Source organism: Bradyrhizobium zhengyangense, from assembly GCF_022012435.1.
Taxonomy (GTDB): Bacteria; Pseudomonadota; Alphaproteobacteria; order Rhizobiales; family Xanthobacteraceae; genus Bradyrhizobium; species Bradyrhizobium zhengyangense.
This window is the reverse complement of record NZ_JAKLUA010000006.1, coordinates 367,771-392,287: the sequence shown is the minus strand read 5'-3', so window position 1 is coordinate 392,287 and position 24,517 is coordinate 367,771. Positions and strand designations below refer to the sequence as shown.

At 65.4% G+C, this 24,517-nt stretch carries 21 protein-coding genes and 1 riboswitch; of the genes, 13 read left to right on the top strand and 8 right to left on the bottom strand.

The genetic code is table 11. The annotated features are described in order from the left end of the window. Nucleotides 1-1,239, bottom strand: coding sequence for a COG4223 family protein (locus L6637_RS21255; protein WP_237861064.1), 1,239 nt, complete (start codon nucleotides 1,237-1,239; stop codon nucleotides 1-3). Between the two features lie 78 nt (nucleotides 1,240-1,317). After that, complete coding sequence (locus tag L6637_RS21250; protein WP_237861062.1) at nucleotides 1,318-2,064, bottom strand: uroporphyrinogen-III synthase; 747 nt, start codon at nucleotides 2,062-2,064, stop codon at nucleotides 1,318-1,320. Nucleotides 2,065-2,215: 151 nt separating this feature from the next. On the opposite strand from L6637_RS21250, the gene tsaD reads away from it, so the two are divergent. From tsaD to L6637_RS21235, 3 genes are read left to right on the top strand one after another with little or no spacing between them, the layout of a single operon-like run. Continuing rightward, nucleotides 2,216-3,289, top strand: a complete 1,074-nt coding sequence (gene tsaD / locus L6637_RS21245) for a tRNA (adenosine(37)-N6)-threonylcarbamoyltransferase complex transferase subunit TsaD (RefSeq protein ID WP_237861060.1) — start codon at nucleotides 2,216-2,218, stop codon at nucleotides 3,287-3,289. Between the two features lie 2 nt (nucleotides 3,290-3,291). Next, nucleotides 3,292-4,272 (top strand): NAD(P)H-dependent glycerol-3-phosphate dehydrogenase, encoded by a 981-nt coding sequence (locus tag L6637_RS21240; protein ID WP_237861058.1) that lies wholly within the window; start codon nucleotides 3,292-3,294, stop codon nucleotides 4,270-4,272. A 2-nt stretch (nucleotides 4,273-4,274) separates the two neighbouring features. Further along, nucleotides 4,275-4,688 (top strand): EVE domain-containing protein, encoded by a 414-nt coding sequence (locus tag L6637_RS21235; RefSeq protein ID WP_237861056.1) that lies wholly within the window; start codon nucleotides 4,275-4,277, stop codon nucleotides 4,686-4,688. 3 nt (nucleotides 4,689-4,691) lie between these two features. Here the strand turns inward: L6637_RS21235 and L6637_RS21230 are convergent, their stop codons facing one another. Then, nucleotides 4,692-5,783: an adenylate/guanylate cyclase domain-containing protein gene (locus tag L6637_RS21230; protein ID WP_237861314.1), complete on the bottom strand. Its 1,092-nt coding sequence runs from the start codon at nucleotides 5,781-5,783 to the stop codon at nucleotides 4,692-4,694. Between the two features lie 100 nt (nucleotides 5,784-5,883). Here L6637_RS21230 and L6637_RS21225 point away from each other — a divergent pair, with 100 nt between their 5' ends. Continuing rightward, nucleotides 5,884-6,339 carry an SRPBCC family protein gene (locus L6637_RS21225; RefSeq protein ID WP_237861054.1) on the top strand — a complete coding sequence of 152 codons (456 nt, stop codon included), beginning with the start codon at nucleotides 5,884-5,886 and terminating at the stop codon, nucleotides 6,337-6,339. A gap of 12 nt (nucleotides 6,340-6,351) precedes the next feature. Here L6637_RS21225 and L6637_RS21220 read toward each other — a convergent pair whose 3' ends face one another. Beyond that, nucleotides 6,352-7,521, bottom strand: a complete 1,170-nt coding sequence (locus tag L6637_RS21220; RefSeq protein ID WP_237861052.1) for a DNA topoisomerase IB — start codon at nucleotides 7,519-7,521, stop codon at nucleotides 6,352-6,354. A 416-nt stretch (nucleotides 7,522-7,937) separates the two neighbouring features. Here L6637_RS21220 and acs point away from each other — a divergent pair, with 416 nt between their 5' ends. Then, entirely contained in the window at nucleotides 7,938-9,884 is a 1,947-nt protein-coding gene (gene acs, locus L6637_RS21215; RefSeq protein ID WP_237861051.1) for an acetate--CoA ligase, read from the top strand. Nucleotides 9,885-10,310: 426 nt separating this feature from the next. Beyond that, nucleotides 10,311-10,826 (top strand): L,D-transpeptidase, encoded by a 516-nt coding sequence (locus L6637_RS21210; protein ID WP_237861049.1) that lies wholly within the window; start codon nucleotides 10,311-10,313, stop codon nucleotides 10,824-10,826. A 56-nt stretch (nucleotides 10,827-10,882) separates the two neighbouring features. On the opposite strand, the gene L6637_RS21205 is transcribed toward L6637_RS21210, so the two are convergent. Both L6637_RS21205 and L6637_RS21200 read right to left on the bottom strand, forming a co-directional pair. Continuing rightward, nucleotides 10,883-11,473 carry a thermonuclease family protein gene (locus L6637_RS21205; RefSeq protein WP_237871947.1) on the bottom strand — a complete coding sequence of 197 codons (591 nt, stop codon included), beginning with the start codon at nucleotides 11,471-11,473 and terminating at the stop codon, nucleotides 10,883-10,885. A gap of 43 nt (nucleotides 11,474-11,516) precedes the next feature. Beyond that, nucleotides 11,517-11,714, bottom strand: coding sequence for a DUF1674 domain-containing protein (locus L6637_RS21200; protein ID WP_237861046.1), 198 nt, complete (start codon nucleotides 11,712-11,714; stop codon nucleotides 11,517-11,519). A 188-nt stretch (nucleotides 11,715-11,902) separates the two neighbouring features. On the opposite strand from L6637_RS21200, the gene L6637_RS21195 reads away from it, so the two are divergent. The 3 genes from L6637_RS21195 to purH all read left to right on the top strand — a co-directional run bounded on the left by L6637_RS21195 (nucleotide 11,903) and on the right by purH (nucleotide 16,883). Further along, nucleotides 11,903-13,249: an RsmB/NOP family class I SAM-dependent RNA methyltransferase gene (locus L6637_RS21195; RefSeq protein WP_237861044.1), complete on the top strand. Its 1,347-nt coding sequence runs from the start codon at nucleotides 11,903-11,905 to the stop codon at nucleotides 13,247-13,249. A 157-nt stretch (nucleotides 13,250-13,406) separates the two neighbouring features. Next, nucleotides 13,407-15,125, top strand: coding sequence for a heparinase II/III family protein (locus L6637_RS21190; RefSeq protein ID WP_237861042.1), 1,719 nt, complete (start codon nucleotides 13,407-13,409; stop codon nucleotides 15,123-15,125). Between the two features lie 59 nt (nucleotides 15,126-15,184). Further along, nucleotides 15,185-15,266, top strand: a riboswitch (ZMP/ZTP riboswitch). Between the two features lie 24 nt (nucleotides 15,267-15,290). Then, entirely contained in the window at nucleotides 15,291-16,883 is a 1,593-nt protein-coding gene (gene purH / locus L6637_RS21185; protein WP_237861040.1) for a bifunctional phosphoribosylaminoimidazolecarboxamide formyltransferase/IMP cyclohydrolase, read from the top strand. Between the two features lie 108 nt (nucleotides 16,884-16,991). Here the strand turns inward: purH and L6637_RS21180 are convergent, their stop codons facing one another. After that, on the bottom strand, nucleotides 16,992-18,377 hold the full coding sequence (locus tag L6637_RS21180; RefSeq protein WP_237861038.1) for an MFS transporter: 1,386 nt from the start codon (nucleotides 18,375-18,377) through the stop codon (nucleotides 16,992-16,994). A gap of 100 nt (nucleotides 18,378-18,477) precedes the next feature. On the opposite strand from L6637_RS21180, the gene ggt reads away from it, so the two are divergent. Next, nucleotides 18,478-20,229: a gamma-glutamyltransferase gene (gene ggt, locus L6637_RS21175; RefSeq protein ID WP_237861036.1), complete on the top strand. Its 1,752-nt coding sequence runs from the start codon at nucleotides 18,478-18,480 to the stop codon at nucleotides 20,227-20,229. Between the two features lie 96 nt (nucleotides 20,230-20,325). Beyond that, entirely contained in the window at nucleotides 20,326-21,621 is a 1,296-nt protein-coding gene (locus tag L6637_RS21170; protein ID WP_237861034.1) for an MFS transporter, read from the top strand. 27 nt (nucleotides 21,622-21,648) lie between these two features. Here the strand turns inward: L6637_RS21170 and L6637_RS21165 are convergent, their stop codons facing one another. After that, a complete protein-coding gene (locus L6637_RS21165) occupies nucleotides 21,649-22,314 on the bottom strand; it encodes a glutathione S-transferase family protein (RefSeq protein ID WP_237861031.1) in 666 nt (221 codons plus the stop codon). A 146-nt stretch (nucleotides 22,315-22,460) separates the two neighbouring features. Here L6637_RS21165 and L6637_RS21160 point away from each other — a divergent pair, with 146 nt between their 5' ends. Beyond that, nucleotides 22,461-23,057: a DUF2239 family protein gene (locus L6637_RS21160; protein WP_237861030.1), complete on the top strand. Its 597-nt coding sequence runs from the start codon at nucleotides 22,461-22,463 to the stop codon at nucleotides 23,055-23,057. A gap of 89 nt (nucleotides 23,058-23,146) precedes the next feature. Then, complete coding sequence (locus L6637_RS21155; protein ID WP_237861028.1) at nucleotides 23,147-24,496, top strand: MATE family efflux transporter; 1,350 nt, start codon at nucleotides 23,147-23,149, stop codon at nucleotides 24,494-24,496. The last annotated feature ends 21 nt before the right edge of the window (nucleotides 24,497-24,517 follow it).

Here is a 24,517-nt window from a genome sequence, read left to right as displayed (position 1 = left end):
TTATTGAGCAGGCTTGGTGAGACCAGCCAGAGCGTCGTCGGCGAATTTGCGGGAGGCCGCGAGCGCGGCGTCGCGGGCGTCGGCCTTGTCGAGCCAGGCCTGCGCCGGCGCGCGATCGGCTTCGGGCAGTGCCTTCAATTCGCGGCGCGCCTCGGCGAAATCATTGCGCAGCGCGGCCGCCGTGACCCGCGCAACGACAGCGCCGCGGTCGTTGCCGACCCCGTCGGTGCGCTCGATGCGAACGAGCTTCGACGCGCCCGCCTGAAGACGCTCGACGATGCCGGCACCAGCGGCTGGCGCCTCAGGCGGCGGCGACAGCTTCGGCACGATGTTGAGGAGCTCGCGGGTCAGCGCGACCGGCGTCGGAATGCCCGACGCGGCAAAAGCATCGAGGGGCTTCAGCACGTCAGGCTTCGCCGCAAACGACCGAGCAGCCTTGAGCTGCGCCTCATAGGGATCGTTATGTCGAACGGCGACGTCGAGCAGCGTGGCGGCAACCACATGGCGCAAAGGCTGGTCGTCCATCACCTTCGCGTCGGCGATCTTTTCGCCCTGCTGCGCGAGCTCGGCGCGGGCAGTCGTGCTGGCGCGCTCGAGCTGGGAAATGCGCGCGTCGAGAGCGGCGAGGCCGGACGAAGCTGTCGTATCGCGCGGCGTGGATTTGGCATCGTTCAATGCGCTCGCGGTCTTGTCGGACTGCGCGCGCAAATTGGCGATGTCGCCGCGCAAGGTGCCGACGGATTTTTCCAGCGCATCGAGCCGCGCGACAACAGCCGGATCGGCAGCGGGCTTGCCCGCCTTGGCTTCGACCGCGGCGACACGTCCGCTCAGCGCATCGACCGTCGCACTCGTCACCTGCGGCGCGGCCGGTGGCGCCTGCACCGCGGGCCAGCCCAGCACCCAGCCGACCGCAATCACGACCGCGGCTGCAACGGCGCCGGAAAATGGCGCGATGACCCAGGGAGAAATGGCGGCCGACGCAGCCGCGGGCTGAGCCTCATCGCGCTCCGGCTCCGCCTTGGTGGTTTCGACCTTGGCGTCCTCGGCACTGGCCTGCCCGGCGTTGGTCTGCTCGACCGATGGCGCCGCCTCCGGCTCGACCGCCACATCCTGGGGCTGCGTGGAGACTTCGGTCGCCTCGAGGTCGATGGTCGGTGGGGTGCGCTTGGCACGGCCGGACTCGGGAGGCATTCCTCCGTCTTCAGGCTTGCCTGCGTCTTCAGGCTTGTCGTCGGCCATCGTGACGGTTCCTCACACTTGCATACCTTGCGCAAATCCTTGGGCCGAGCCCGATTGCGTCGGATTCGGCCCGTCCTCTTACGCCAAACGGGTCCGCAAAGCACGCTCCAAGGCGTCGAATAGGGCATTTTCGTCCGGGGTCGCGGCGACCAGGACCCGCGACGCACCGGCATCGCGCAGCACGCTTGCGACCGTCTCGGACAGGCAGCATTGCGGGACCGCCAGCGCCGAAATTTCGACACCCTCGTCCCGGGCCGCGTCCAGGAAGGCCCGTGCGCTGCGCCTGGAGTAATGCAGCACCGCCTCGATGCCATGTGCGGCGAAACCTTCGCAGACCTCGCGCGGCAGAATCTTGACCGGAGCCATGCGATAGGTCGTCAGCGTGACCACGTTAAACCCTTCTGCGCCGAGCTCGCCGCCGAGATCTCGCGACAGATCCGCTCCCGCAAGATAGAGCAGCGTGCTCTTCTTCTTCAGCACCTTGTCACGCACACCCTGCATCACCTTGTCGCGCAAGGATGCGGCATCGCCGCCGGCGACGATCACATCCGTGAAGCCGAATTCGCTCGCCACGGCAGCCGTGTGCTCGCCGACCGCGAATAGCGGCAGCTCGACGAGTCCAAGGTCGCGCAATTGCGGCGCGACGGCACGGATCGCATTGGCCGATGTGACGATGATGGCGCCGTAGCCGGCCTCGCTCTCGTCATGGAAAGCGACCGGCTCGAACTTGAGCGACGGCGCGAGCAGCACCACATGTCCCCGCGCGCGCAGATTCTCCGCCGTCGCCACATTGTCGGGATGCGGCCGTGTGACAAGAATGGACATCGCTGCTGTTCCCGAACCATTTGGCGGTGATGCATTCGCGCGGGATGGCAGCGCGTGACGATTGCATAAGCCAACCCCGGAATGCTACCGCGTTAGCAGAACTCTGCTTTGCGGATGAGCGCAAGGGCGCAAATTGGATAACAATTCGCCAATGCTGGTACTGGGTATCGAGACCACCTGCGACGAGACCGCGGCGGCCGTGATCGAGCGCGCGCCTGACGGCAGCGGCAGGATCCTGTCCAATGTCGTGCGATCGCAAGTCGAGGAACATGCCCGCTTCGGCGGCGTCGTGCCGGAGATCGCGGCGCGTGCCCATGTCGACCTGCTCGACGGCATCATCGATCGCGCCATGACCGATGCCGGCATCGGCTTCGCCCAGCTCGACGGTGTCGCGGCCGCTGCAGGGCCGGGCCTGATCGGCGGCGTCATCGTCGGGCTCACCACCGCAAAGGCGATTGCGATGGTGCACGACACGCCGCTGATCGCGGTCAATCATCTCGAGGCGCACGCGCTGACGCCGCGCCTGACCGACGGCGTCGAATTTCCTTATTGCCTGTTCCTCGCCTCCGGCGGCCACACCCAGATCGTCGCGGTCACCGGCGTCGGCCAATATGTGCGGCTCGGCACCACGGTCGACGACGCGATCGGCGAGGCCTTTGACAAGGTCGCGAAGATGCTGGGCCTGCCCTATCCCGGCGGCCCCGAGGTCGAGCGCGCCGCCGCGAATGGCGATGCCACGCGCTTCGCTTTCCCGCGACCGATGCAGAATCGTCCCGATGCCAATTTCTCGCTATCGGGATTGAAGACGGCCGTGCGCACCGAGGCGAGCCGGCTCACCGAGATCACGCCGCAGGATATCAGCGATCTCTGCGCGAGCTTTCAGGCTGCGGTGCTGGACTCGACGGCCGATCGTTTGAACGTTGGCTTGAAACTATTCCGCGAACAGTTCGGCGCGCCGCGCGCACTGGTCGCGGCCGGCGGTGTCGCCGCCAATCAGGCGATCCGCGGCGCGCTGTTTGATGTCGCGCGGCAAGCTGGAACGCGGCTGATCATGCCGCCGCCCGCGCTCTGCACCGACAATGGCGCGATGATCGCATGGGCCGGCGCCGAACGCCTCGCCCTCGGTATCACCGATACGCTGGAGGCGCAGCCGCGCGCGCGATGGCTGCTCGATGCCAACGCCACGGCGCCTGATGGCTACGGCAAGACGCGGGCGGGGTACTGACCATGACTGCGTTCCGCTCCGTCGCGGTGATCGGTGCCGGGGCCTGGGGCACGGCGCTGGCGACGGTGGCCGCGCGCGCCGGACGGAACGTGACGCTGTGGGCGCGCAACGCCGAGCACGCCGCGCGCATCCAATCGACCCGCGACAATCCGCGGCTGCCGGGCGTGCGTCTGGCATCTGACATCGTGGTGACAAGCGATCTTGCGGCGGCGTCGCGCGCGAAGATGCTGCTGATCGCGACGCCGGCGCAGCATCTGCGCGGCGTGGTCAACATGCTGGCCTCGCACCTCACGACGCCCGTGCCCATCATCGCCTGCGCCAAGGGCATCGAGCACGGCACTCACAGATTCATGACCGATGTGATCGCAGAAGCCGCGCCCCGCGCGCAGCCTGCGATCCTGTCGGGTCCGAGCTTTGCCGACGACGTCGCACGCGGATTGCCGACGGCCGTGACACTCGCGGCCAGAGATGATGCGCTCGCGAGCGGACTTGTGCAGGCGCTGGGCTCCCCGACATTCCGTCCCTATCACTCCACCGACATCCGCGGCGTCGAGATCGGCGGCGCGGCCAAGAACGTGCTGGCGATTGCGGTCGGAATTGCGGTCGGGCGGAAGCTCGGTGCTTCCGCGCAGGCTGCGCTCACCACCCGCGGCTTCGCCGAGCTGACACGCCTCGGCCGCGCGCTCGGCGCGCGCAGCGAGACGCTCACCGGCCTGTCCGGTCTCGGCGATCTGATCTTGACCTGCTCGAGCCCGCAATCGCGCAATTTCGCGCTCGGGCTCGCGCTCGGCCGTGGCGAGCAGCCACCTGCCGGCAAGCTGGCCGAGGGCGAGTTCACCGCGCCGGTGCTGATCGAACTCGCAGCCTCGCAAGGCATCGAGATGCCGGTATCAGAAGCGGTCGCTTCGATCCTGGCCGGCCGAAGCACGATCGACGCAGCGATCTCCGGGCTCTTGACCCGCCCCTTCAAGGCAGAGGAATGAACATGGCGTACTGGCTGGTGAAATCCGAACCGTCGGTGTGGTCCTGGGACCAGCAGGTCGCAAAGGGCGCCAAGGGCGAAGCCTGGACCGGCGTGCGTAACTACACCGCGCGCCAAAACCTCGTCGCCATGAAGAAGGGAGACAAGGCGTTCTTCTACCATTCCAACGAAGGCAAGGAGATCGTCGGCATCGCGGAGGTTATCAAGGAGGCCTATCCGGATCCGACCGACAAGACTGAAAAGTTCGTCTGCGTCGACATCAAGGCCGATAAGCCCTTGAAGACGCCAGTGACGATGGTGGCCATCAAGGCCGAGAAGAAGCTCGCCGACATGGCACTGGTGAAATATTCACGCCTGTCGGTTCAGCCGGTGACCGCGGAGGAGTGGAAGCTCGTCTGCAAGATGGGCGGGATCTAGGCGCTAAGACGCTGGTCCCGGCGCCTCCGGCAGCGTGAGGACCTCGCAGGGCGAGGCAATGCCGCGCAGCTTGTGCAGTCCGAGTGCGACCAGGGGCATGTCTGTCTCTGCCGCGAGCGCGCCGGACACCAGCACGGTCCTGCCGAGGGGCTTGCATAGGCCTTCGAGCCGGCTGGCGAGATTGACGGCGGGGCCGATCGCGGTGAAGTCGAGCCGATTAGCGGCGCCGATATTGCCCCAGAGCATCTCGCCGAGATGGAGCGCGGCACCGAACGCCAGCGGCGGCAATCCTTGTGCAGCGCGCTCGGCGTTTAGATACGCCATCCCGGCTTCAGCTGCGCCTGCGGCGCGGAGAGCTGCCTCGCAAGCACGACGCGGCGACCCCTCGACCACCGGAAAGATCGCCAGCACGCCGTCGCCGATGAATTTCAGCACCTCACCGCCGAAGGCATGAACAGCACCGGCGATGCGATCGAACCAGGCGTCGAGTGCTGCGATGATGTCAGCCGGCGGACTGGTTTCCGACAAGGTGGTGAAGCCGCGCAGGTCGGCATAGAGCAGCGCTGCCTGAATGGTCTCACCGAGGTCGCGCCGCAGGGGTGCCGCCAGCACTCGCTCGGCGCTGCGCTTGCCGAGATAGGCCTCCAGTGTCGCCCGCAACGTGGCGCGCGCCGCGAGCGCGGCGAGCGGTGTCGCTGCAAAGCGTGCGGCCTGGCGCAGTTGCTCGATGTCGTCTGGTGTGAACGGACGCGGCCCGATCCAGCCGAGCAGCGGCCCATCGCGCCCGACTACATCCTCGTGCACGTTGCCATCAGCGAAGCCGCGCAACCAGCGGCGACCGCTATCGTCAGGCAAATCGGGCGCCAGCCCGCCTGGCGCAAAGCCGAGCGCCTCGATCACCCGGCCATTGTCCGCACGCCACAGCCATGTCCGCTTTGCGATCAGCGGGTGGGGCACCTCCAGGGTTAGCGCGCCTGCCGCAAGCGGCACGCCATCGGCGAGCAGATGCGCACCGAGTTCCGCAAGCAGGCGATCGGCGCCGGCACTGTCTGAGGCGGCATCGACAAGCCAGGCGAGGGTCGGGGAGAGTTGCATGATCCGATGATGGCGAAGGAGAGCCGCCTTTGTCACGGGCAATCCTTGACGAGCCGCTTTGGTGCCGCCATCTGCCCATGAACCCCAGGGATGATCGCCGATGACCGAGCCATTCGTATTGCGTCGCGAGACCCAGATCGCCGCCCCGCGCGCCACCGTGTTCGCCTATTTGACCGACCCTGAGAAAATCCTGAGCTGGATGGGATCGGATGCGACCACCGAGCCGCATCCCGGCGGGCTCTATTTGCTCAAGGGTATCGGTCCACGCGGCAGTGTCGCCCGCGGCGCTTTCCGTGAGGTCGTGCCGGTGCATCGCCTGGCTTATACGTTCGGCTGGGAGGGCGGTCAGGAAGTGCCGCCCGGCTCGAGCCTGATCGAGATCGACCTGATCGAACGCGACGGAGGCACGTTGATGCGCATGACGCATAGCGGACTGCCGACGGAGGAACAGATGGCCGCGCACGCCAAAGGCTGGGCGCATTATCTGAGCCGGCTCACGAGCGCCGCCGCAGGCCGCGATCCTGGTCCGGACAGGGGTCTTTCAGACAATATGTAGCGATGCGGCGGGTTACACCGCCGCGGTCGCCACCACCTGCGCCAGCAGCTGCTCGCGCCTTGCCTGCGAGCGCTGGCCCTTCATGGTCGCCGCGAAGCGCTCCAAAATGCCGTCCTCGAACGCAGTGACGATGGTATCGTGGACGTAGCTCTTACGGCAGATCGCCGGCGTGTTGGAGAGCTTGTCGGCCGCGGCGCGGATCGCGTCCAGCACCTGCTTCTTGCGGCCGCGCTGGCTGGTCGCCGGCGTGATCCGCGACAGCGATTCCACCACGACGGCGGACGCCATCAGCGTGCGGAAATCCTTCAGCGAGATCTTGATGCCGGCAATCTCGCGGAGGAACGCGTTCACCTGGGTCGTGCTGACGGCGCGCACGATGCCGTAGGCGTCGCGATACTGGAACATGCGCTTGCCGGGAACACCCTGCAAAATGCCGATAGCGCGCACCAGCTTGGCCGCATCGCACTCCTTGCGCACGGCCTTGCCGCCCTTCGCCTTGAAGGTCAGCACGAAGCAGTCGTCTTCCAGCGTGACATTGGACTTCAGCAGCGTGGTGGCACCGCGCGTGCCGTTGAGACGTGCATAGGATTCATTGCCGGGACGGATCGCCGTGCGCGCGATCAACTCGATCACGGCCGAGAGCGCGAATTCGCGCGTCGGCTCCTCGCCCGACAGGAACGCCGAGACCTTCCGCCGGATCTTTGGCAGCGCACCGACGAGCTTTTCCAGGCGATGCGCCTTGCGGTGCTCGCGGACCTTCTCCCAATCGGCGTGATAGCGATATTGCAGCCGGCCGGCGGCATCGCGGCCCACGGCCTGAAGATGCGAGCTCGGATCGGCCGAGTAGCGCACCTCACGATAGGCGGGCGGCACCGCCATGGCGTGCAGCCGGCGGATGGTGCGGGCGTCGCGGATATGGGCGCCGTTGGGGCGGACGAATGAATAGCCCTTGCCGCGGCGGATACGGCGGATGGTCAGCTCGTTCTGATCGCCGAGCCGCAGGCCCAGCTCCTTCGCAAGGGCCTCGACCGTCGCCAGGGACGCCTGATCGAACACTTTCTTGGGGCTGGGACGGGTGGAACCTGCCGGTTTCGGCCATTGTCCGAGGGCTTTGGCCAGCGCAATGGCAGCAGGATCCGCCGCGGCAGGCCGCATCGTCCCGAGATTCTGCTGATCCATCATAGTCTTATGCCTTGGCCCTGTCTGTTACCGTTCAATGCCGCTGTTCTGATTTTTGTTCCAAGCGTCGCCTGGAGGGTCTCTTGGGACCCGGGTTAGCCACTTAGGGTGTTCCGAACAGCATTGCGAGTCCCGAATCAGTGACAAGAGGTTGCTAAATACCTCCTGCGGCGCATGGGCGCCCTGCACGAGCCTCTTCCCGGGATTTGGGTAAAGAGCCAAACACCGCTGCCCCGGCCTGTTTCAGATTTGCGACATCAGGCCTTTGCAGCTTGATCTTCCGCATGGCCGGCCGCTCACCGAAGGTCCAGCTTGTGATCCTTGTCGCGGGCGGTTAGCCCGACGCATAATCGTTCAATGATGAAGTCGGCTCGCCAGTCAGCTGTGCTCGGCTTGCCGGATGTGGAGGGAAGGGAAGCATGTCCGAGAAGATCTACGACGTCCCCGCGGAATGGGCCAAGCGCGCCTGGGTCGACCAGGCCAAGTACAAGGACATGTACGCCCGCTCGATCGCGGACCCGAACGCCTTCTGGGCCGAGCAGGCCAAGCGCATCGACTGGATGCACGCGCCGACCAAGATCGAGAACGTCTCCTTCGCGCCCGGCAATATCTCGATCAAATGGTTCGAGGATGGAATCCTCAACGTCGCCCATAACTGCATCGACCGCCATCTCGCCAAGCGCGGCAACCAGACCGCGATCATCTGGGAAGGCGACGATCCCTCGCAGTCCAAGCACATCACCTACAAGGAGTTGCACGACGAGGTCTGCCGGATGGCCAACATCCTGCGCACCCGCAACGTCAAGAAGGGCGATCGCGTCACCATCTATCTGCCGATGATTCCGGAAGCGGCCTATGCGATGCTGGCCTGCGCGCGGATCGGCGCGATCCATTCCGTGGTGTTCGCGGGCTTCTCGCCGGATTCACTTGCGCAACGTATCAACGACTGCCAGTCCAAGGTCATCATCACCGCGGATGAAGGCCTGCGCGGCGGCAAGAAGGTGCCGCTGAAGGCCAATGTCGACGCGGCCCTCGCCAAGGCCGACGGCGTCGACTGGGTCGTCGTGGTCAAGCGCACCGGCGGCAAGATCGACATGAACCCGACGCGCGACCTCTGGTACCACGAGGCCGCGGCGATGGTGACGACGGAATGCCCGGTCGAGCACATGCATGCCGAGGATCCGCTGTTCATCCTCTATACGTCGGGCTCGACCGGCCAGCCCAAGGGCGTGCTGCACACCTCGGGGGGCTATCTCGTGTTCGCGTCGATGACGCATCAACTCGTGTTCGACTATCACGACGGCGACATCTACTGGTGCACCGCCGACGTCGGCTGGGTGACCGGCCACAGCTACATTCTCTACGGACCGCTCGCCAATGGCGCGACCACGCTGATGTTCGAAGGCGTGCCGAACTACCCTGACAATTCGCGCTTCTGGAGCGTCATCGACAAGCACAAGGTCAACATCTTCTACACCGCGCCGACCGCAATCCGCGCGCTGATGCAGGGCGGCGACGAGCCGGTGAAGAAGACCTCGCGGGCCTCGCTTCGTCTGCTCGGCTCGGTCGGCGAGCCCATCAATCCGGAAGCCTGGGAATGGTATCACCGCGTCGTCGGCGACGACCGCTGCCCGATCGTCGACACCTGGTGGCAGACCGAGACCGGCGGCATTTTGATCACGCCGCTGCCGGGCGCGACCAAGCTCAAGCCGGGCTCGGCGACACAGCCGTTCTTCGGCGTGGCGCCCGAGATCGTCGATGCCGACGGCAAGGTGTTGGAGGGTGAGACATCTGGCAATCTCTGTCTGACGCGCTCCTGGCCCGGTCAGATGCGTACCGTCTATGGCGATCACGCCCGCTTCGAGCAGACCTACTTCTCGACCTACAAGGGCAAGTACTTCACCGGCGACGGCTGCCGCCGCGACGCCGACGGCTATTACTGGATCACCGGGCGCGTCGACGACGTCATCAACGTCTCCGGCCACCGCATGGGCACCGCCGAAGTCGAGAGCGCGCTGGTCGCACATGAGAAGGTGTCGGAAGCCGCCGTCGTCGGCTTCCCGCACGACATCAAGGGCCAGGGCATCTATGCCTATGTGACCCTGATGGCCGGCATCGAGCCGACCGAGGATCTGCGCAAGGAACTCGTCACCTGGGTGCGCAAGGAGATCGGACCGATCGCATCGCCCGACCAGATCCAGTTCGCACCCGGCCTGCCCAAGACCCGCTCCGGCAAGATCATGCGCCGCATCCTGCGCAAGATCGCCGAGGACGAGCCGGGTAGTCTCGGCGACACCTCGACCTTGGCCGATCCCGCCGTCGTCGACGATCTCGTCAAGAACCGGCAGAACAAGAAGTCGGCCTGAGCTCTCGTGCCCCGGACGCAGCGCAGCGCCTCTGTTGGCGGTGCGCTGCAGAGCCGGGGCCTACCCATCCGCAACGCACCCTCCGGCTTTCTGGGTCCCGGCTCTGCGCAGCAGCGTTGCACGCTGCAGCGCGTCGGGGACACAAGACCGGCTTCTGCGCCAACGTTGCCTAAAACAACCCCTGTTCACACCCTCACGCGCTTGTCAGCGGGCGAGCGGCCGTGCCCGCATCTTTCCCGCCAAGTGTTGTTTTCAGGTCATTTACTTTATTTCGAACATTTCCTTTCTTCCCCCTGCTGGCTCGCCTTTTGCGGTCGCGCGTGGAAACTGTCCGGTTAACAAGCGCGGTTAAGAATGTCTGGGCAGGCAGCGATTGCCGGTTTTGCGTGAATTTGGACGATCCGTTTTGGGCTGAGGGGAAAATCGATGTCGATGAAGATTGCACTGGCGCTGGCCGCCACCGTCGGGGCAGGGGCCCTGATGTCGACGGCGGCCGAGGCGCGGCCGGAGATGGTTGGAACGCACGTCGCCAATTATTCGCCCGGCACCATCGTGGTCAAAACCAACGAGCGTCGGCTCTATCTGATCCTCGATGACGGCCACGCCGTGCGGTACCCCGTCGGGGTCGGCAAATCAGGCAAGCAGTGGGCCGGCACCACCCGCATCGATGGCAAGTATCGCAACCCGGCCTGGTCGCCGCCCGCCGAAGTGAAGCGCGACAAGCCGCAGCTTCCCGACGTGATCCCGGGCGGCTCGCCGCGCAACCCGATGGGCGTGGCGGCGATGACGCTGGCCGGTGGCGAATATGCCATCCACGGCACCAATGTGCCGGGCTCGGTCGGCGGCTTCGTTTCCTATGGCTGCATCCGCATGCTCAACGACGACATCACCGATCTCTATAGCCGCGTCTCGGTCGGCACGACGGTGGTCGTGACGCGCTGATCGAACAGATCAAAACAGAGATTGAAAAAGCCGCGCCGTCAGACGCGGCTTTTTTGTTACCAGAAGCGCCAGCCGCGCGTGCACCAGCCATCGCGATGGCCGCCATTGTAGCTGCGCGCATAGCCACCCGCGAGCATCGCGGCTGACACATTGGCTGTGCGCCTGGTCCCGACATCGGCGAGGACGCGCCCGTATTTTTCCGAGCCGAGATTGTAGATCGTGACACCGCCCTGGCCGAGCAAGTTGCGCAGTGCATCGGTGGCCGCTTCGGCCTTGTTCAGCTCGTCCTGGCAGGATGCCTTCATCTCGGGTGCTTCGATGCCGCGCAGGCGAATCCGCGCGACGAGATCGCGTCCGTCGCGCTGACGCACACGCGCCAGGAAAGTGTCGCCATCGATGGTGCGGACGACATCGACTTGCAGGCGATCATCGGGATTGCCTGAGTGCTGCAGGATGATCTCGGCGTCCTGCGCGCGCTCATCGGCCGGATGCGGAACCGGCCAGTTCTTCCCGTGCCGGAAGGTGAGCACGACAACGACGGCGACGCCGATCACGAACATCCACGGCAAGACGCCGGCGAAGCGGCGGCCAAATGGCGAGCCACTGTAGGATGGACGATATGGATGACCGGGGTCGAAGCGCGACATCCGCGCAGGCTAGGGCTGAGTCGGCGGAGCCCGCAAGAGAGCGTCAAAAGTCCGAGGCGATACCTTTGCGCTCCCAATCACCAAAGCGCGTGGGCTCAGGTCCTTTCGGTCCCTGTAACTCCTTCGGCGCCGCTTCAGCATGCGCGGCCGCGGCCCGCCGGCGTGCCTCGGCTTCGGCCAGCGCGCGCTGGGCCGCCGGTGGCAACGGCTTGCGATCGGGGGCGGGAGGTTGGTCGTTCATCGTTCGGGGTCCTAGCGCAGGATCGTCACGCGCGCGACGTCCAATAGCGCATTGCTGAAATGGCAGCTAAGGGCTGAAATCGCCAGAGGCATTCTTACATTTGGCATATTCGCATGCCAAAGAATGTGTTCTCAAGGCATGCGCCCATAACGGCGGAACTGCCGCCTCGCTCAGAACCTTACGTCCGCATGCCATCTCAACGTTTTGCCCCTCCGTCCGAAGTGCCCGGTCTTGCGGCGCGGCGGATCGCTGCCGATATCGTCGACGGCGTCCTGCACAAGCACCGCACGCTCGATGACCAGCTCGACGGCTCTGGTGCCCATCCCGGACTGAAGACGCTCGCTGACCGCGACCGCGCACTGATGCGGCGTCTGGTCGCAACCATTTTGCGCCGTCTCGGCACGCTCGGCCACGTGCTCTCGCGCCTGCTCGACAAGGGCATTCCCTCCGACGCACCGCGCGCGCAAAGCGCTCTGCTGATTGGCGCCGCCCAGATTCTCTGGATGGACGTGCCCGATCACGCCGCGGTCGATCTCTCGGTTCGCCTGGTGCAATCCGACCGGCGCGCCGCGCGTTATGCCGGCCTCGTCAACGCGGTGCTGCGCCGCTGCGCGCGCGAGGGCCAGGCGCTGGTCGAGGAGGTCGCATCGCAATCGCTCGACCTGCCGCCCTGGTTGCTGGCGCGCTGGAGTGCACATTACGGCGAGGCGACCGCGCGGGACATGGCGCTCGCGCTCGGCCACGAACCGTCGCTCGACCTGACGGTGAAGTCCGACGCCGCGCAATGGGCGAGCCGTCTGCATGGTGAAGTGCTGCCGACCGGCTCAGTGCGCACGTTGCTGCACGGCTCGGTGACCATGCTGCCGGGTTTCGCCGAAGGACAATGGTGGGTACAGGACGCAGCCGCCGCGCTGCCGGTCCGGCTGTTCGGCGATATCAAGGGCAAATCCGTCGCCGACCTCTGTGCGGCGCCCGGCGGCAAGACCGCACAGCTGGCGCTATCGGGCGCTCGCGTCACCGCGCTCGACCGCTCGCCCGCCCGGGTGGCGCGCCTGCGCGAAAATCTGAACCGCCTGTCGCTTCAGGCCGAGACTGTCGTTGCTGACGCCGTGGAATGGACGGGGCCGGCGGACGGCTTCGACGGAATCCTGGTCGATGCGCCCTGCACCTCGACAGGGACGATCCGCCGGCATCCTGACGTCGCCTGGCTGCGGCAGGAGTCCGACGTCGCCGCGATGACCATTCTCCAGCAGCGGCTGCTGCAGAAATCCGTCTCGCTGCTCAAGCCGGGCGGAACGCTGGTCTATTGCACCTGTTCGCTGGAACCCGAAGAAGGCGAGCAAGCCGTGGCCACGTTGCTGGCCGCGGAGCCTGCATTGCGCCGTGTTCCGATCGACGCCAGCGAGGTCTCCGGGCTCAGCGAGATCATCACGGCCGACGGCGATCTCCGGACCCTGCCGAGCCACTTGCCGCATGCCGACCCGAAGCTCGGCGGGCTCGACGGATTTTTTGCGGCTCGGCTCGTTAAATCCTGATTTTGCACCGGATTTTGCTACCGCCACCCTGATTCGAGGCCTTTCAAGGTGGTGTCGGTCGTCCGATTTTGGGATTAATAAGGATTCGTCGGAATCCTCTCCCCCTTCAAGGCAAGGCGTGTCGGTCGCTCAACGCAGACGTATCTCGACGCTGGTCATGAACCGCTTCGCGCGGAACATGCTCGCGCGCGCGAGCGGCGGTTCCGTTGCGCTGTCGAGGGTCTGGCCGGGCCGGACCGATCGGTTGATCATCGCGCCGCATGATTTGCGCACCGCGGATGCGACGCGCGCCGCCGAGATCTATGCCGGCCGCTTCGTCTTCGCCGGCAAGATCGTCAACTGCCATGGCCGCTCGATCTTCGATCTCGATCCGCCGTCGGAGGATTGGGAGGTCGCGCTGCTCGGCTTCGGCTGGCTGCGGCACCTGCGCGCCGCCGACACCGCGCTGACCCGGGCGAATGCGCGCGCGCTGGTCGAGGACTGGATCAGCAACCCCGCCAACAAGCGCCGCCCCTTGGCGCGCCGCGCCGACGTGCTGGCGCGACGCGTGATCTCGCTGCTGTCGCAAGCACCGCTGGTGCTCAACGACACCGACAACAAATTCTACCGCCGTTACCTGCGCGCACTCGCGCGCGAAATCCGCTTCCTGCGCTTCACCATGGTCAACATCCCCGACGGGGTGCCGAAGCTCCAGGTGCAGATCGCGCTGTGCTACACCACGCTCTGCCTCGCCAACCAGGCGCGCCATATCCGCAGCGCCTCGAAAAAGCTCTCCGAGGAATTGCAGCGGCAGATTCTCCCCGACGGCGGCCACATCTCGCGCAATCCCGGTGCGCTGATCGAGCTCTTGATCGACCTGTTGCCGCTGCGGCAGACCTTTGCCGCGCGCAACATCGCGCCGCCGCCCGCGCTGCTCAATGCGATCGACCGCATGATGCCGATGCTGCGCTTCTTCCGCCACGGCGACGGCAATTTCGCTTTGTTCAACGGCATGAGCGCGACGTCATCGGACCTGCTCGCGACGCTGCTTGCCTATGACGATGCACATGGCGCGCCGATGGCGAACATGCCGCATACCGGCTTCCAGCGCCTCGACGCCGGGCCGACCACCGTGATCATCGACACCGGCCCGCCGCCGCCGCCCGGCGTCAGCCATGACGCGCATGCCGGCTGCCTGTCGTTCGAGCTGTCCTCCGGGATCAGCCGTATCGTCACCAATTGCGGCATGCCGACCACGGGCCGCGACAATTGGCGGCCGTTCGCGCGCAGCACCGCGGCGCATTCGACGCTGACCTATGACGACACCTCGTCCTGCCAGTTCGTCGAGATGTCGGCGATGAAGCGGCTGCTGCACGGTGCACCGATCATCAGCGGTCCTCATGAGGTCGAGAGCTATCGCGAGGTGGTCGAGGGCGGCACGCTGCTGACGACCTCACATGACGGCTATCTCGCCAAGTTCGGCGTGATCCATCGCCGCGTGCTGATGGTCGCCAATGACGGCGCACGGATCGACGGCGAGGACTCGCTGTCGCCGCCGCAAGGGGCGCGGCTCAAGGGCACCGATGCCGATTTCGCGCTGCGCTTCCATCTGCATCCGGCAGTGAAGGCGAGCCGGCTGTCGGATGCGCGCGGCGTGATGCTGGTGCTGCCGAACCGCGACGTCTGGACCTTCGAGGCCCTCGATGACAAGGTCGACCTCGAGGACAGCGTGTTCCTGGCCGGCAATGACGGCCCCCGCCGCACCGCCCAGATCGTGATCCGCCAGGATGCGCGCCAGGCACCCTCGATCCGCTGGAGCTTTGTGCGTTCCACCGCCTCGCCGGCGGTCACCAACGCCCGCCGCAATGCGCGGCGCGAGCCGGAACTTCCGCTGTAAACAGGCGTGATCCGGCCCTATCTCGTCGTTGTGAAATCGGCTGAAAGCTGCTATCGAGCGCTCGTTCGCGCGACTGGCGACCTTGGATGGAGCACCATCGGGAAGCGCGACACATATCCGCCGCGCGCCTGGGCATAGACACTCCCTGAACAGAGGATCTTGCTCATGACTGACCATCCCCGCCGCGTTACCCGCGCGCTTCTCTCCGTCTCCGACAAATCAGGCCTGATCGAGTTCGCCAAGGCGCTTGCCGCGCATGATGTCGAGCTGGTCTCCACCGGCGGCACCGCGAAGGCGATCGCCGCGGCCGGCCTCAAGGTGAAGGACGTTTCGGAGCTGACCGGCTTCCCTGAGATGATGGACGGCCGCGTCAAGACGCTGCACCCGAAGGTGCATGGCGGCCTGCTCGCGATCCGCGATAACAAGGAGCACACGGAGGCGATGAGGGCGCACGGCATCGCGCCGATCGACCTCCTCGTCGTCAATCTTTATCCGTTCGAAGCGACCGTCGACAAAGGCGCGGGCTTTGAGGACTGCATCGAGAATATCGACATCGGCGGCCCCGCGATGATCCGCGCCGCGGCGAAGAACCATGACGACGTTGCTGTCGTGGTTGAGGCCGACGACTACAAGGCCGTGCTCGACGAGCTCGCCGCCAACAACGGCGCGACCACGCTGAAGCTGCGCCGGCGGCTTGCCGCCAAGGCCTATGCACGCACCGCAGCCTATGACGCCGCGATCTCGAACTGGTTCAACCGGCAGCTCGAGATCGACGCACCCGACTTCCGCGCCTTCGGCGGCAGACTGATCCAGTCGCTGCGCTATGGCGAGAACCCGCACCAGACCGCGGCGTTCTACGCCACGCCCGACAAGCGTCCGGGCGTTTCGACCGCACGGCAGCTCCAGGGCAAGGAGCTCTCCTATAACAACATCAACGACACCGATGCGGCCTACGAATGCATCGGCGAGTTCGATGCGAGGCGCACCGCCGCCTGTGTGATCGTCAAGCACGCGAACCCTTGCGGCGTCGCCGAAGGCACGAATCTGGTCGAGGCCTATCGCAAGGCGCTGGCCTGCGATTCCACCTCCGCCTTCGGCGGTATCATCGCGATGAACCGGCCGCTCGATGCCGATACCGCACGTGAGATCACGAAGATCTTCACCGAGGTGATCATCGCACCCGACGCGAGCGAGGAAGCGATCTCCATCATCGGCGCCCGCAAGAATCTCCGCCTGCTGCTCGCCGGCAGCCTGCCCGATCCGCGTGCGCCGGGCCTGACCGCAAAGACGGTGGCGGGCGGCCTTCTGGTGCAGAGCCGCGACAATGCCGTGGTCGACGACATGACATTCAAGGTCGTCACCAAGCGCGCGCCTGATGATGCTGAAATGCGCGACCTGAAATTCGCGTTCCGCGTGGCAAAGCACGTCAAGTCCAACACCATCATCTACGCCAAGGATCTCGCCACCGTCGGCATCGGCGCGGGCCAGATGAGCCGCGTGGATTCAGCGCGGATCGCGGCGCGCAAGGCACAGGACGCGGCAAACGAGCTGAGGCTCGCGGAGCCGCTGACCAAGGGTTCTGTCGTGGCGTCGGATGCGTTCTTCCCGTTCGCGGACGGCATGCTCGCCTGCATCGAAGCCGGCGCCACCGCCGTGGTGCAGCCCGGCGGCTCGATGCGCGACGACGAGGTGATCAGGGCTGCCGACGAGCACGGCATCGCCATGGTGTTCACGGGGACAAGGCACTTCAGGCACTGAGTTTGCCGTCATTCCGGGGCGCGCACAGCGCGAACCCGGAATCTCGCTCGACAACCTCTAGATTCCGGGTTCATCGCTCCGCGATGTCCCGGAATGACGGTGGAGATGCTATTCCCGCACCCGCATCAACAGCGCAAACCCCGTCACGAAAAACACGACGAGCACGGCCATGCCGGCCTTCTGGCTCGCGGTGACCGCGGTGATCACGCCGATCAGCAGCGGGCCGATGAAGGACGTCACCTTCCCGGTCAGCGCGAACAGGCCAAAATACTGCGCGATGCAATCCTTTGGCGCGAGGCGGATGAGCAGCGTGCGTGACGCCGCCTGAAGCGGACCGCCGGCGGCGCCAATCAGGCAGCCGAGCACGATATAGGCACGCTCCGCGGCAGCGCCGAACAGTGGCCCGCCCGGCACCGGCGGCGCGACCTTGACGAACAACACGCTGTCCTTGTCGACCAGCAGGATCGCCGCCACCGATAGCAGCAGGATCAGCATGCTCCCCGCGATAACGCGCTTCGGACCGAGGTAATCATCGAGCTTGCCGCCAAGCCAGGCGCCAAAGGTGCCGGCGATGGCGAGGATGATGCCGAACGTGCCGATCTGGATTGTGTGCCAGCCGAAGGTGCCGGCCGCATAGATGCCGCCGAAGGCGAACAGCGAAACAAGCCCATCCGTGTAGATCATGTTGGCCAGCAGAAACGCGGCAAGCGATTTCTGCTGCGGCAGATCCTTCAGCGATTGCTTCAGATCAGCCAGTCCTTCGTGCAGCGCCTCGCGGACCGGACGCTTTGCCGGATAATCCGGCGTGAACAGGAACATCGGCGTCACGAAGACGATGAACCAAAGTCCGGTCAATGGTCCCGCAGCGCGATCGCCTTCGTGGGTGACGGGATCGAGCCCGAACAGCGGCGTGAAGCCAAGCAGCGTGCGACCGGTCTCGGGATTGGCGGCGAAGAAGCCGAGCACGATGATCAGGCTGACGATGCCGCCGATGTAACCCGTGGCCCAACCGGTGCCAGAGAGCCGGCCGATGCGCTCGGGCGGCACCAGCGTCGGCATCATCGCATTGTTGAAGACGGTCGCGAACTCGGCACCGACGCTGGCGAGCGCAACCGCAATCAGCAACGGCGGAATGATGGCATGATCGCCGGGCTTGCCGATCCACAGCGTACACGAAGCCACCACCAGCACTGCGCCGAACGCAGCGATCCACGGCTTGCGGCGGCCCGAAGCATCGGCGATGGCGCCAAGTACCGGGGACAACAGCGCAATCGCCATGCCAGCTGCTGCCATCGCAAACCCCCACAACGACTGCCCTGTGGCGGGATCCGGTGCGATGCTGGTGGCAAAATAGGGCGCGAACACGAAGGTCGTGATCAGCGTGAAATAGGGCTGCGCGGCCCAATCGAAGAAGATCCAGCTGATGACGGCGGCGCGCGGCGGATAAGTCCGCGGGGCGCCGGCCAAGCGCGCAGCCGGGGCGATCGTCGTCATCACGCAATCCTCATCACAAACAGTTTTGCCTGTCTTGGCGCAAACCCTATAGCATTGTTGCGACGCGTTTGAATTGGCCTGAAGGCTTGGCGGAAATTTGATGATGGCGTCATTTTCGACACGGCGTGCTTTTTTCGCACTGATCGCCACTCTGGCGTTTGGCCTCGCGTCGGCAACCGCTCAGGATGCGCGGCGGGCTTATGTGCCGCCCGCGCTCGACACCGTTCACGCCGTCCCCGCCGAGCATGGCATGGTGGTGGCGCAAGAGAAGATATCGGCGCAAGTCGGCGCCGACATCTTGCGGCGCGGCGGCAATGCCGTCGACGCAGCCGTCGCAACCGGCTTTGCGATGGCGGTAACCTATCCGCGCGCCGGCAATATCGGCGGTGGCGGCTTCATGGTGATCCATTCCGCCGAACGCAATGAGGACGTCGCAATCGACTATCGCGAGACCGCACCTGCGGCGACGACGGCGCAAGTTTTCCTCGGCCCCGACGGCAAGCCCGATGCCGCCAAGTCGCGCGATTCCGGACTCGGCACCGGCGTGCCAGGCACCGTCGCAGGCCTGGCGCTTGCACTCGAAAAATACGGCTCCGGACAATTCACGCTCGCACAATTGCTCGAACCCGCGATCGCACTCGCCCGCGATGGATTCATCGTCACCGACGACATCGCCGATACGCTGCCGGGTTGGTATCCGCGATTGGCACGCTTTCCATCTTCAGCCAGGATTTTCGCAAAGGCTGATGGCACGCCGCTTGGCGAAGGCGACAGGCTGGTGCAGCGCGACCTCGCCGACACGCTGGCGAGTGTCGCGGCGCAAGGCCCACGCGGATTCTATGAAGGCCCGGTGGCGGAGAAGATCGCCAAGGCCGTCTCCGATGCCGGCGGCATCATGACGCCGGCCGATTTGAAGGCCTATCAACCGGTGATCCGCACTCCGGTGCACGGCACTTACCGAGGCTACGACATCGTTTCGATGCCACTGCCGTCCTCCGGCGGAGTGGTACTGGTCGAGACGCTCAACATTCTCGAAGGCTTCCAGCTGGCTGATCTGAAGCAGGGTTCGCCGGCATCGCTGCATCTCCTGATCGAGGCCATGAAGCGCGCCTACGCGGACCGTGCGCGCTATCTCGGCGATCCGGCCTTTGTCAACGCACCGATCGATACGCTCATTGCGAAAGACTACGCCGCCAAGCTGCGCGCAAGCATATCCGCTGATCGCGCCACGCCGTCGAAGCAGATCGTTTCCGCTCTGCCCGCGCCGCGCGAAGGCAGCAACACCACTCACTACTCTGTCGTCGACAGCCGCGGCAACGCCGTCAGCAACACCTACACGCTGAACTTCAGCTACGGCGTCGGCCTCGTTGCCGACGGCACCGGCGTGCTGCTCAACAACGAGCTCGACGATTTCACGGCTGCCGTCGGCGCCTCCAATGCCTACGGTCTCGTCGGCTATGAGGCCAATCTACCCGGGCCCGGCAAGCGGCCGCTGTCCTCGATGTCGCCGACCATCGTCCTGAAGGACGGCAAGCCGGTGTTGGTGACGGGCTCGCCCGGCGGCAGCCGCATCATCTCGACCGTGCTCCAGGTGATCGTTGATGTGCTCGACTACAAGATGGATGTCGCGGCCGCCGTGGCTGCGCCGCGACTGCATCATCAATGGCTCCCGGATGAAGTGCGCGTCGAGCGCGGCTTTCCCGACGACGTGCTGTTCGAGCTGAAGGCAATGGACCATCTGATCGTCGAGCCGATGGGACAGACGTCGGCCAATTCGATTGCCGTGACGCCGAACGGCCCCCTCGGAGCGCCCGATCCGCGAACGCGTGGGGCGGAGGCGGCTGGACAGTAACCCTGACGCTGCAGGGCAAGAGGGCGCGCGCCGGCTTGCGCCGACCGCCGCGCGTGCTACCACCGGCGAGCCACAAGAATTTGCCGGGGAACGCACATGACGACAGCCGATCCGCTCCAGCGCATCGAACGTGCTGAGATCGAGGACACCAGCCTTCTCGCTTTCTATCGCGACATGAACGTCGCCGAGCGCCGAACCTTCTGGGCCTGCGCGGCCGGCTGGGCGCTCGACGGCATGGACTTCATGATCTACCCGCTGGTGATCGGCACGATCATCGCGCTGTGGAAGGTTGATGCAGCCTCGGCCGGTCTTGCCGGCACGGTGACGCTGCTCGCCTCCGCTATCGGCGGCTGGCTCGGCGGCTATCTCTCCGACCATATCGGCCGGGTCAAGACGCTCCAGATCACCATCATCTGGTTCTCGGTGTTCTCGCTGGTTTGCGCAGTCGTGCAGAATTTCGAGCAGCTCCTGATCGCACGCGCCGTGCTCGGCCTCGGCTTCGGCGGCGAATGGGCCGCGGGCGCCGTGCTGATGGGCGAAGCGATCCGTCCGCAATATCGCGGCCGCGCGGTCGGCTCGGTGCAATCGGGCTGGGCCGTCGGCTGGGGTCTTGCGGTGCTGTCCCAGGCGATCCTGTTTTCGTTGATGCCGGCGGAGACAGCGTGGCGCTGGATGTTCGTGATCGGCGCCTTGCCGGCTTTGCTGGTGTTCTACATCCGCCGCTCCGTTACGGAGCCGGAAATCGCGGCAGAGGCGCGTGCCAGGCACGCTGAGACGGGCAGTCATCCGAAACTCTGGGAAATCTTCACGTTCCCGATCGTCAAGACGACGGTGCTGGCATCCCTGATGGCAACAGGCTGCCAGGGCGGTTATTACGCCATCACCTTCTGGGTGCCGCAGTTCCTGACCAAGGAGCGGCATCTGTCGGTTGTCGGTTCGACCGGCTATCTCTCGACGCTGATCATTGGCTCGTTCATCGGCTATCTCACCGGAGCCTGGCTTGCCGACCGAATCGGACGGCGCAATCTGTTCCTGATCTTCTCGATCGGCGCGATGGCCGTGGTGCTGCTCTACACGCAGCTGCCGCTCACCAACGAGATCCTGTGGGTGCTCGGCTTTCCGCTCGGCTTCTTCGCCTCGGGCTATTTCTCCGGTGTCGGCGCGTTCCTGACCGAGCTTTATCCGACGCGGCTGCGCGGCTCGGGCCAGGGCTTTTGCTACAATTTCGGCCGCGGTATCGGCGCGCTGTTTCCGTTCCTCGTCGGCGCGCTGTCGGCGTCAACATCGCTGGCCAATGCGATCGCGATCTTCGCGGTGGTGGCTTACGCGCTGTTCTTCATCGCGGCGTTCGCATTGCCGGAGACACGCGGGCGCGTGCTGCACGCGAACTGACAGATCATGGCGGGGCGGTGAGGAAATTTACCGCCCCACCTGATACGGCCCGCCCTTCTCGAGGGCTCGCGCATAGGCCGGCCGCGCGTGGATGCGCTCGAGGAACGCCATCGCCTTGGGATGGCCCTGTTCGAGCCCGCCGCGCGCTTGCGCGGCTTCCAGCGGAAAGCTCATTTGAATGTCGGCGGCAGTGAATTCGTTGCCGGCGAACCATTCGCTCTTCGCAAGCTCGCCTTCCCAATAATCCATGTGCTGCTTGAGCTGCGGATTGACCAGCGCGGTCAGCGCCTGGTTCGAGACTTTGCGTACCAGCGGACGCAGCAGCGCGGGTGCGCGCTTCGGCATCAGCGTGAACAGCAGTTTGAGCAGCAGCGGCGTCATCGCAGAGCCTTCCGCGTAATGCAGCCAGTAGGTAAAGCGCAGCCGCTCCGGCGTGTTTGGCGGGGGGATCAGCCGGCCATTGCCGTAGGTCGCGACGAGATATTCGATGATCGCACCTGACTCGGCGATGGTGTTGCCGTTGTCGGTGATGACGGGCGACTTGCCGAGCGGATGGATCGCACGCAACTCCTTCGGCGCGCGCATGTCAGGCTGACGTTGATAGCGCACGATCTCGTAGGGCACGTCCAACTCTTCGAGCAGCCACAGCACCCGCTGCGAGCGCGAATTGTTGAGGTGGTGGACGGTCAGCATCGCGAAATCCTTAAGGAGCGGGTGATCGGTCGGCCGTGTACCTGCCAGCCCGGGAAGACAATGTCGAGCCGACTGGTCCGATATTTTCACCCGGGTATATTGACGACAGCTATTTACCCGGGTATTAAGGCGCCAACATGGTCAATATGGCAATGATTTCAATGCAGAAGATTTTCACCGCCTTCCAGGGGCAGCGTCGCCTGGTGTCCGGGCTGGCTGGAGAGGTCGCGCTGGTCGTCAAGCGGGTCGCGCCGCGGCCGGACGAGGCCATCATCATCTTCTCGGACGCCACGGGGCGATCGATCGACTTCGATCTGCGCGGCGGGGATCGCGAGGTGTTGGCGCGGCTGGCCAAGCAGATCCCGCCGCCGATCGAGGAAGCCTCCGCACCGGCCGAGCCGCGCGGGCGCGGCCGGCCGAAGCTCGGCGTGGTCGCGCGCGAGGTGACGCTGCTGCCGCGACATTGGGAATGGCTCAATGCACAGCCCGGCGGCGCATCGGTCGCGTTGCGAAAACTCGTCGAGGAAGCCAGGCGCGCGAGCGGCGACAAGGACCGCGAGCGGCAGGCGCGCGATGCCGCCTATCACTTCATGTCGACCATGGCCGGCAATCTCGCACAGTTCGAGGAAGCGTCGCGCGCACTGTTCGCAGATGACCGGCGGCGCTTCACCGAACTGATTGCCGACTGGCCGGCCGACATCCGCGACCACATCGTCAAGCTCGCCTACGGCGACCGCGCCTAAGCCGCGCACCGTTCTCCAACCACCCCATCAACGGCCGAGCCGCGCCATGCGCGGCAACGGCTTTGCTCGCCATGATGAAAGGCAAACTCATGTCCGTCCCAGCGCCTCTCTGGAAAAACTTCCTGCGCTTCCTCGCGCCGTTGATGCTGGGGAACGCGTTGCAATCGCTGTTCGGCACCGTCAGCAACGTCTATCTCGGCCAGATGATGGGCGTTGACGCACTCGCAGCGGTCTCGACGTTCTTTCCGGTGTTCTTCTTCCTGTTCGCCTTCGTCATGGGCCTGAGCACGGGCGCCACCGTGCTGATCGGCCAGGCCTTCGGCGCGGGCAAGCACGACAGGATCAAGATTGTCGCAGGCACGACGCTCGCGGTCGGCCTGCTGCTCTCGATTTCGGTGGCGCTGATCGGCGGCCTCTTCAGCCGGCAATTGATGCTGGCGCTCGCAACGCCTGCGGATATTCTCGCTCCTGCCAGCGCTTATGCGCGCATCATGCTGCTGACGATGCCGCTCGGCTTCACCTTCCTGCTGATGACGGCGATGATCCGCGGCGTCGGTGATGCCGTGACACCGCTGCTGGCGCTGGCGTTGTCGACCACGATCGGCTTGATCCTGACACCGATGCTGATCCACGGCGCCTTCGGCCTGCCGGCGCTCGGCATCACCAGCCCGGCCTGGGCGGGTGCGATCTGCAATGCCGTGACGCTGCTCGCGCTCGGCGCCTACCTGCTGCGGAGGAAGCACGCGCTCGCGCCTGATGCCGCACTGCTGCGCCATATCAGGCTCAACCGCGCCGTGATCGGGCAAATCCTCGGCATTGGATTGCCCAGTGCGGTCGGTATGGTCGTGATGGCGATCGCCGAGCTGGTCTTGCTCGGCCTCGTCAACAGCTTTGGATCTGATGCGACAGCTGCTTATGGTGCCGTCAATCAAGTGATGGGCTACACGCAGTTCACGGCGATGTCGATTTCGATCGCGGTCTCGATCCTCGGCGCGCAGGCCGTCGGCGGCGGCGACCGGGCGCGGCTCGACGGCATCGTCCGCACCGGTCTTGCGTTCAATCTCGTTCTGACCGGCGGGCTGGTGGCGTTGATCTATATGGTGCCGCGCGCCGTGCTCGGCATTTTCATCACCGACGGCACCGTGCTCGATTTGGCGAAGGGGCTGCTCTTCGTCGCCTTGTGGAGCTCGGTGCCGTTCGGCCTTGCGACCACGTTCTCCGGCGCGATGCGTGCTGCCGGTGTGGCGCTGACGCCGATGCTGCTGTCGATCTTTGCCATCGTCGCGATCGAGCTGCCGTCGGCGGTGATCCTCAGCCGCGCGATCGGCCTCCAAGGCGTATGGGCCGCCTATCCGATCGTGTTCTGCACCATGTTCCTCTTGCAGATGGGCTATTACATCCTGGTGTGGCGCAAGCAGGCGATCCGACGCATGGTCTGATCATCAAGATATTATGACCAT

Excerpts from the sequence above, each read along its gene's own strand:
- L6637_RS21240 (WP_237861058.1), top strand. The coding sequence starts at position 3,292 with ATGACTGCGTTCCGCTCCGTCGCGGTGATCGGTGCCGGGGCCTGGGGC.
- tsaD (WP_237861060.1), top strand. The coding sequence starts at position 2,216 with ATGCTGGTACTGGGTATCGAGACCACCTGCGACGAGACCGCGGCGGCC.
- L6637_RS21155 (WP_237861028.1), top strand. The coding sequence starts at position 23,147 with ATGTCCGTCCCAGCGCCTCTCTGGAAAAACTTCCTGCGCTTCCTCGCG.
- L6637_RS21160 (WP_237861030.1), top strand. The coding sequence starts at position 22,461 with ATGGCAATGATTTCAATGCAGAAGATTTTCACCGCCTTCCAGGGGCAG.
- L6637_RS21250 (WP_237861062.1), bottom strand. The coding sequence starts at position 2,064 with ATGTCCATTCTTGTCACACGGCCGCATCCCGACAATGTGGCGACGGCG.
- L6637_RS21220 (WP_237861052.1), bottom strand. The coding sequence starts at position 7,521 with ATGATGGATCAGCAGAATCTCGGGACGATGCGGCCTGCCGCGGCGGAT.
- L6637_RS21170 (WP_237861034.1), top strand. The coding sequence starts at position 20,326 with ATGACGACAGCCGATCCGCTCCAGCGCATCGAACGTGCTGAGATCGAG.
- L6637_RS21190 (WP_237861042.1), top strand. The coding sequence starts at position 13,407 with ATGAACCGCTTCGCGCGGAACATGCTCGCGCGCGCGAGCGGCGGTTCC.
- L6637_RS21235 (WP_237861056.1), top strand. The coding sequence starts at position 4,275 with ATGGCGTACTGGCTGGTGAAATCCGAACCGTCGGTGTGGTCCTGGGAC.
- L6637_RS21205 (WP_237871947.1), bottom strand. The coding sequence starts at position 11,473 with ATGTCGCGCTTCGACCCCGGTCATCCATATCGTCCATCCTACAGTGGC.
- L6637_RS21210 (WP_237861049.1), top strand. The coding sequence starts at position 10,311 with ATGTCGATGAAGATTGCACTGGCGCTGGCCGCCACCGTCGGGGCAGGG.
- L6637_RS21180 (WP_237861038.1), bottom strand. The coding sequence starts at position 18,377 with ATGACGACGATCGCCCCGGCTGCGCGCTTGGCCGGCGCCCCGCGGACT.
- L6637_RS21225 (WP_237861054.1), top strand. The coding sequence starts at position 5,884 with ATGACCGAGCCATTCGTATTGCGTCGCGAGACCCAGATCGCCGCCCCG.
- purH (WP_237861040.1), top strand. The coding sequence starts at position 15,291 with ATGACTGACCATCCCCGCCGCGTTACCCGCGCGCTTCTCTCCGTCTCC.
- L6637_RS21230 (WP_237861314.1), bottom strand. The coding sequence starts at position 5,783 with ATGCAACTCTCCCCGACCCTCGCCTGGCTTGTCGATGCCGCCTCAGAC.
- ggt (WP_237861036.1), top strand. The coding sequence starts at position 18,478 with ATGATGGCGTCATTTTCGACACGGCGTGCTTTTTTCGCACTGATCGCC.
- L6637_RS21255 (WP_237861064.1), bottom strand. The coding sequence starts at position 1,239 with ATGGCCGACGACAAGCCTGAAGACGCAGGCAAGCCTGAAGACGGAGGA.
- acs (WP_237861051.1), top strand. The coding sequence starts at position 7,938 with ATGTCCGAGAAGATCTACGACGTCCCCGCGGAATGGGCCAAGCGCGCC.
- L6637_RS21165 (WP_237861031.1), bottom strand. The coding sequence starts at position 22,314 with ATGCTGACCGTCCACCACCTCAACAATTCGCGCTCGCAGCGGGTGCTG.
- L6637_RS21195 (WP_237861044.1), top strand. The coding sequence starts at position 11,903 with ATGCCATCTCAACGTTTTGCCCCTCCGTCCGAAGTGCCCGGTCTTGCG.
- L6637_RS21200 (WP_237861046.1), bottom strand. The coding sequence starts at position 11,714 with ATGAACGACCAACCTCCCGCCCCCGATCGCAAGCCGTTGCCACCGGCG.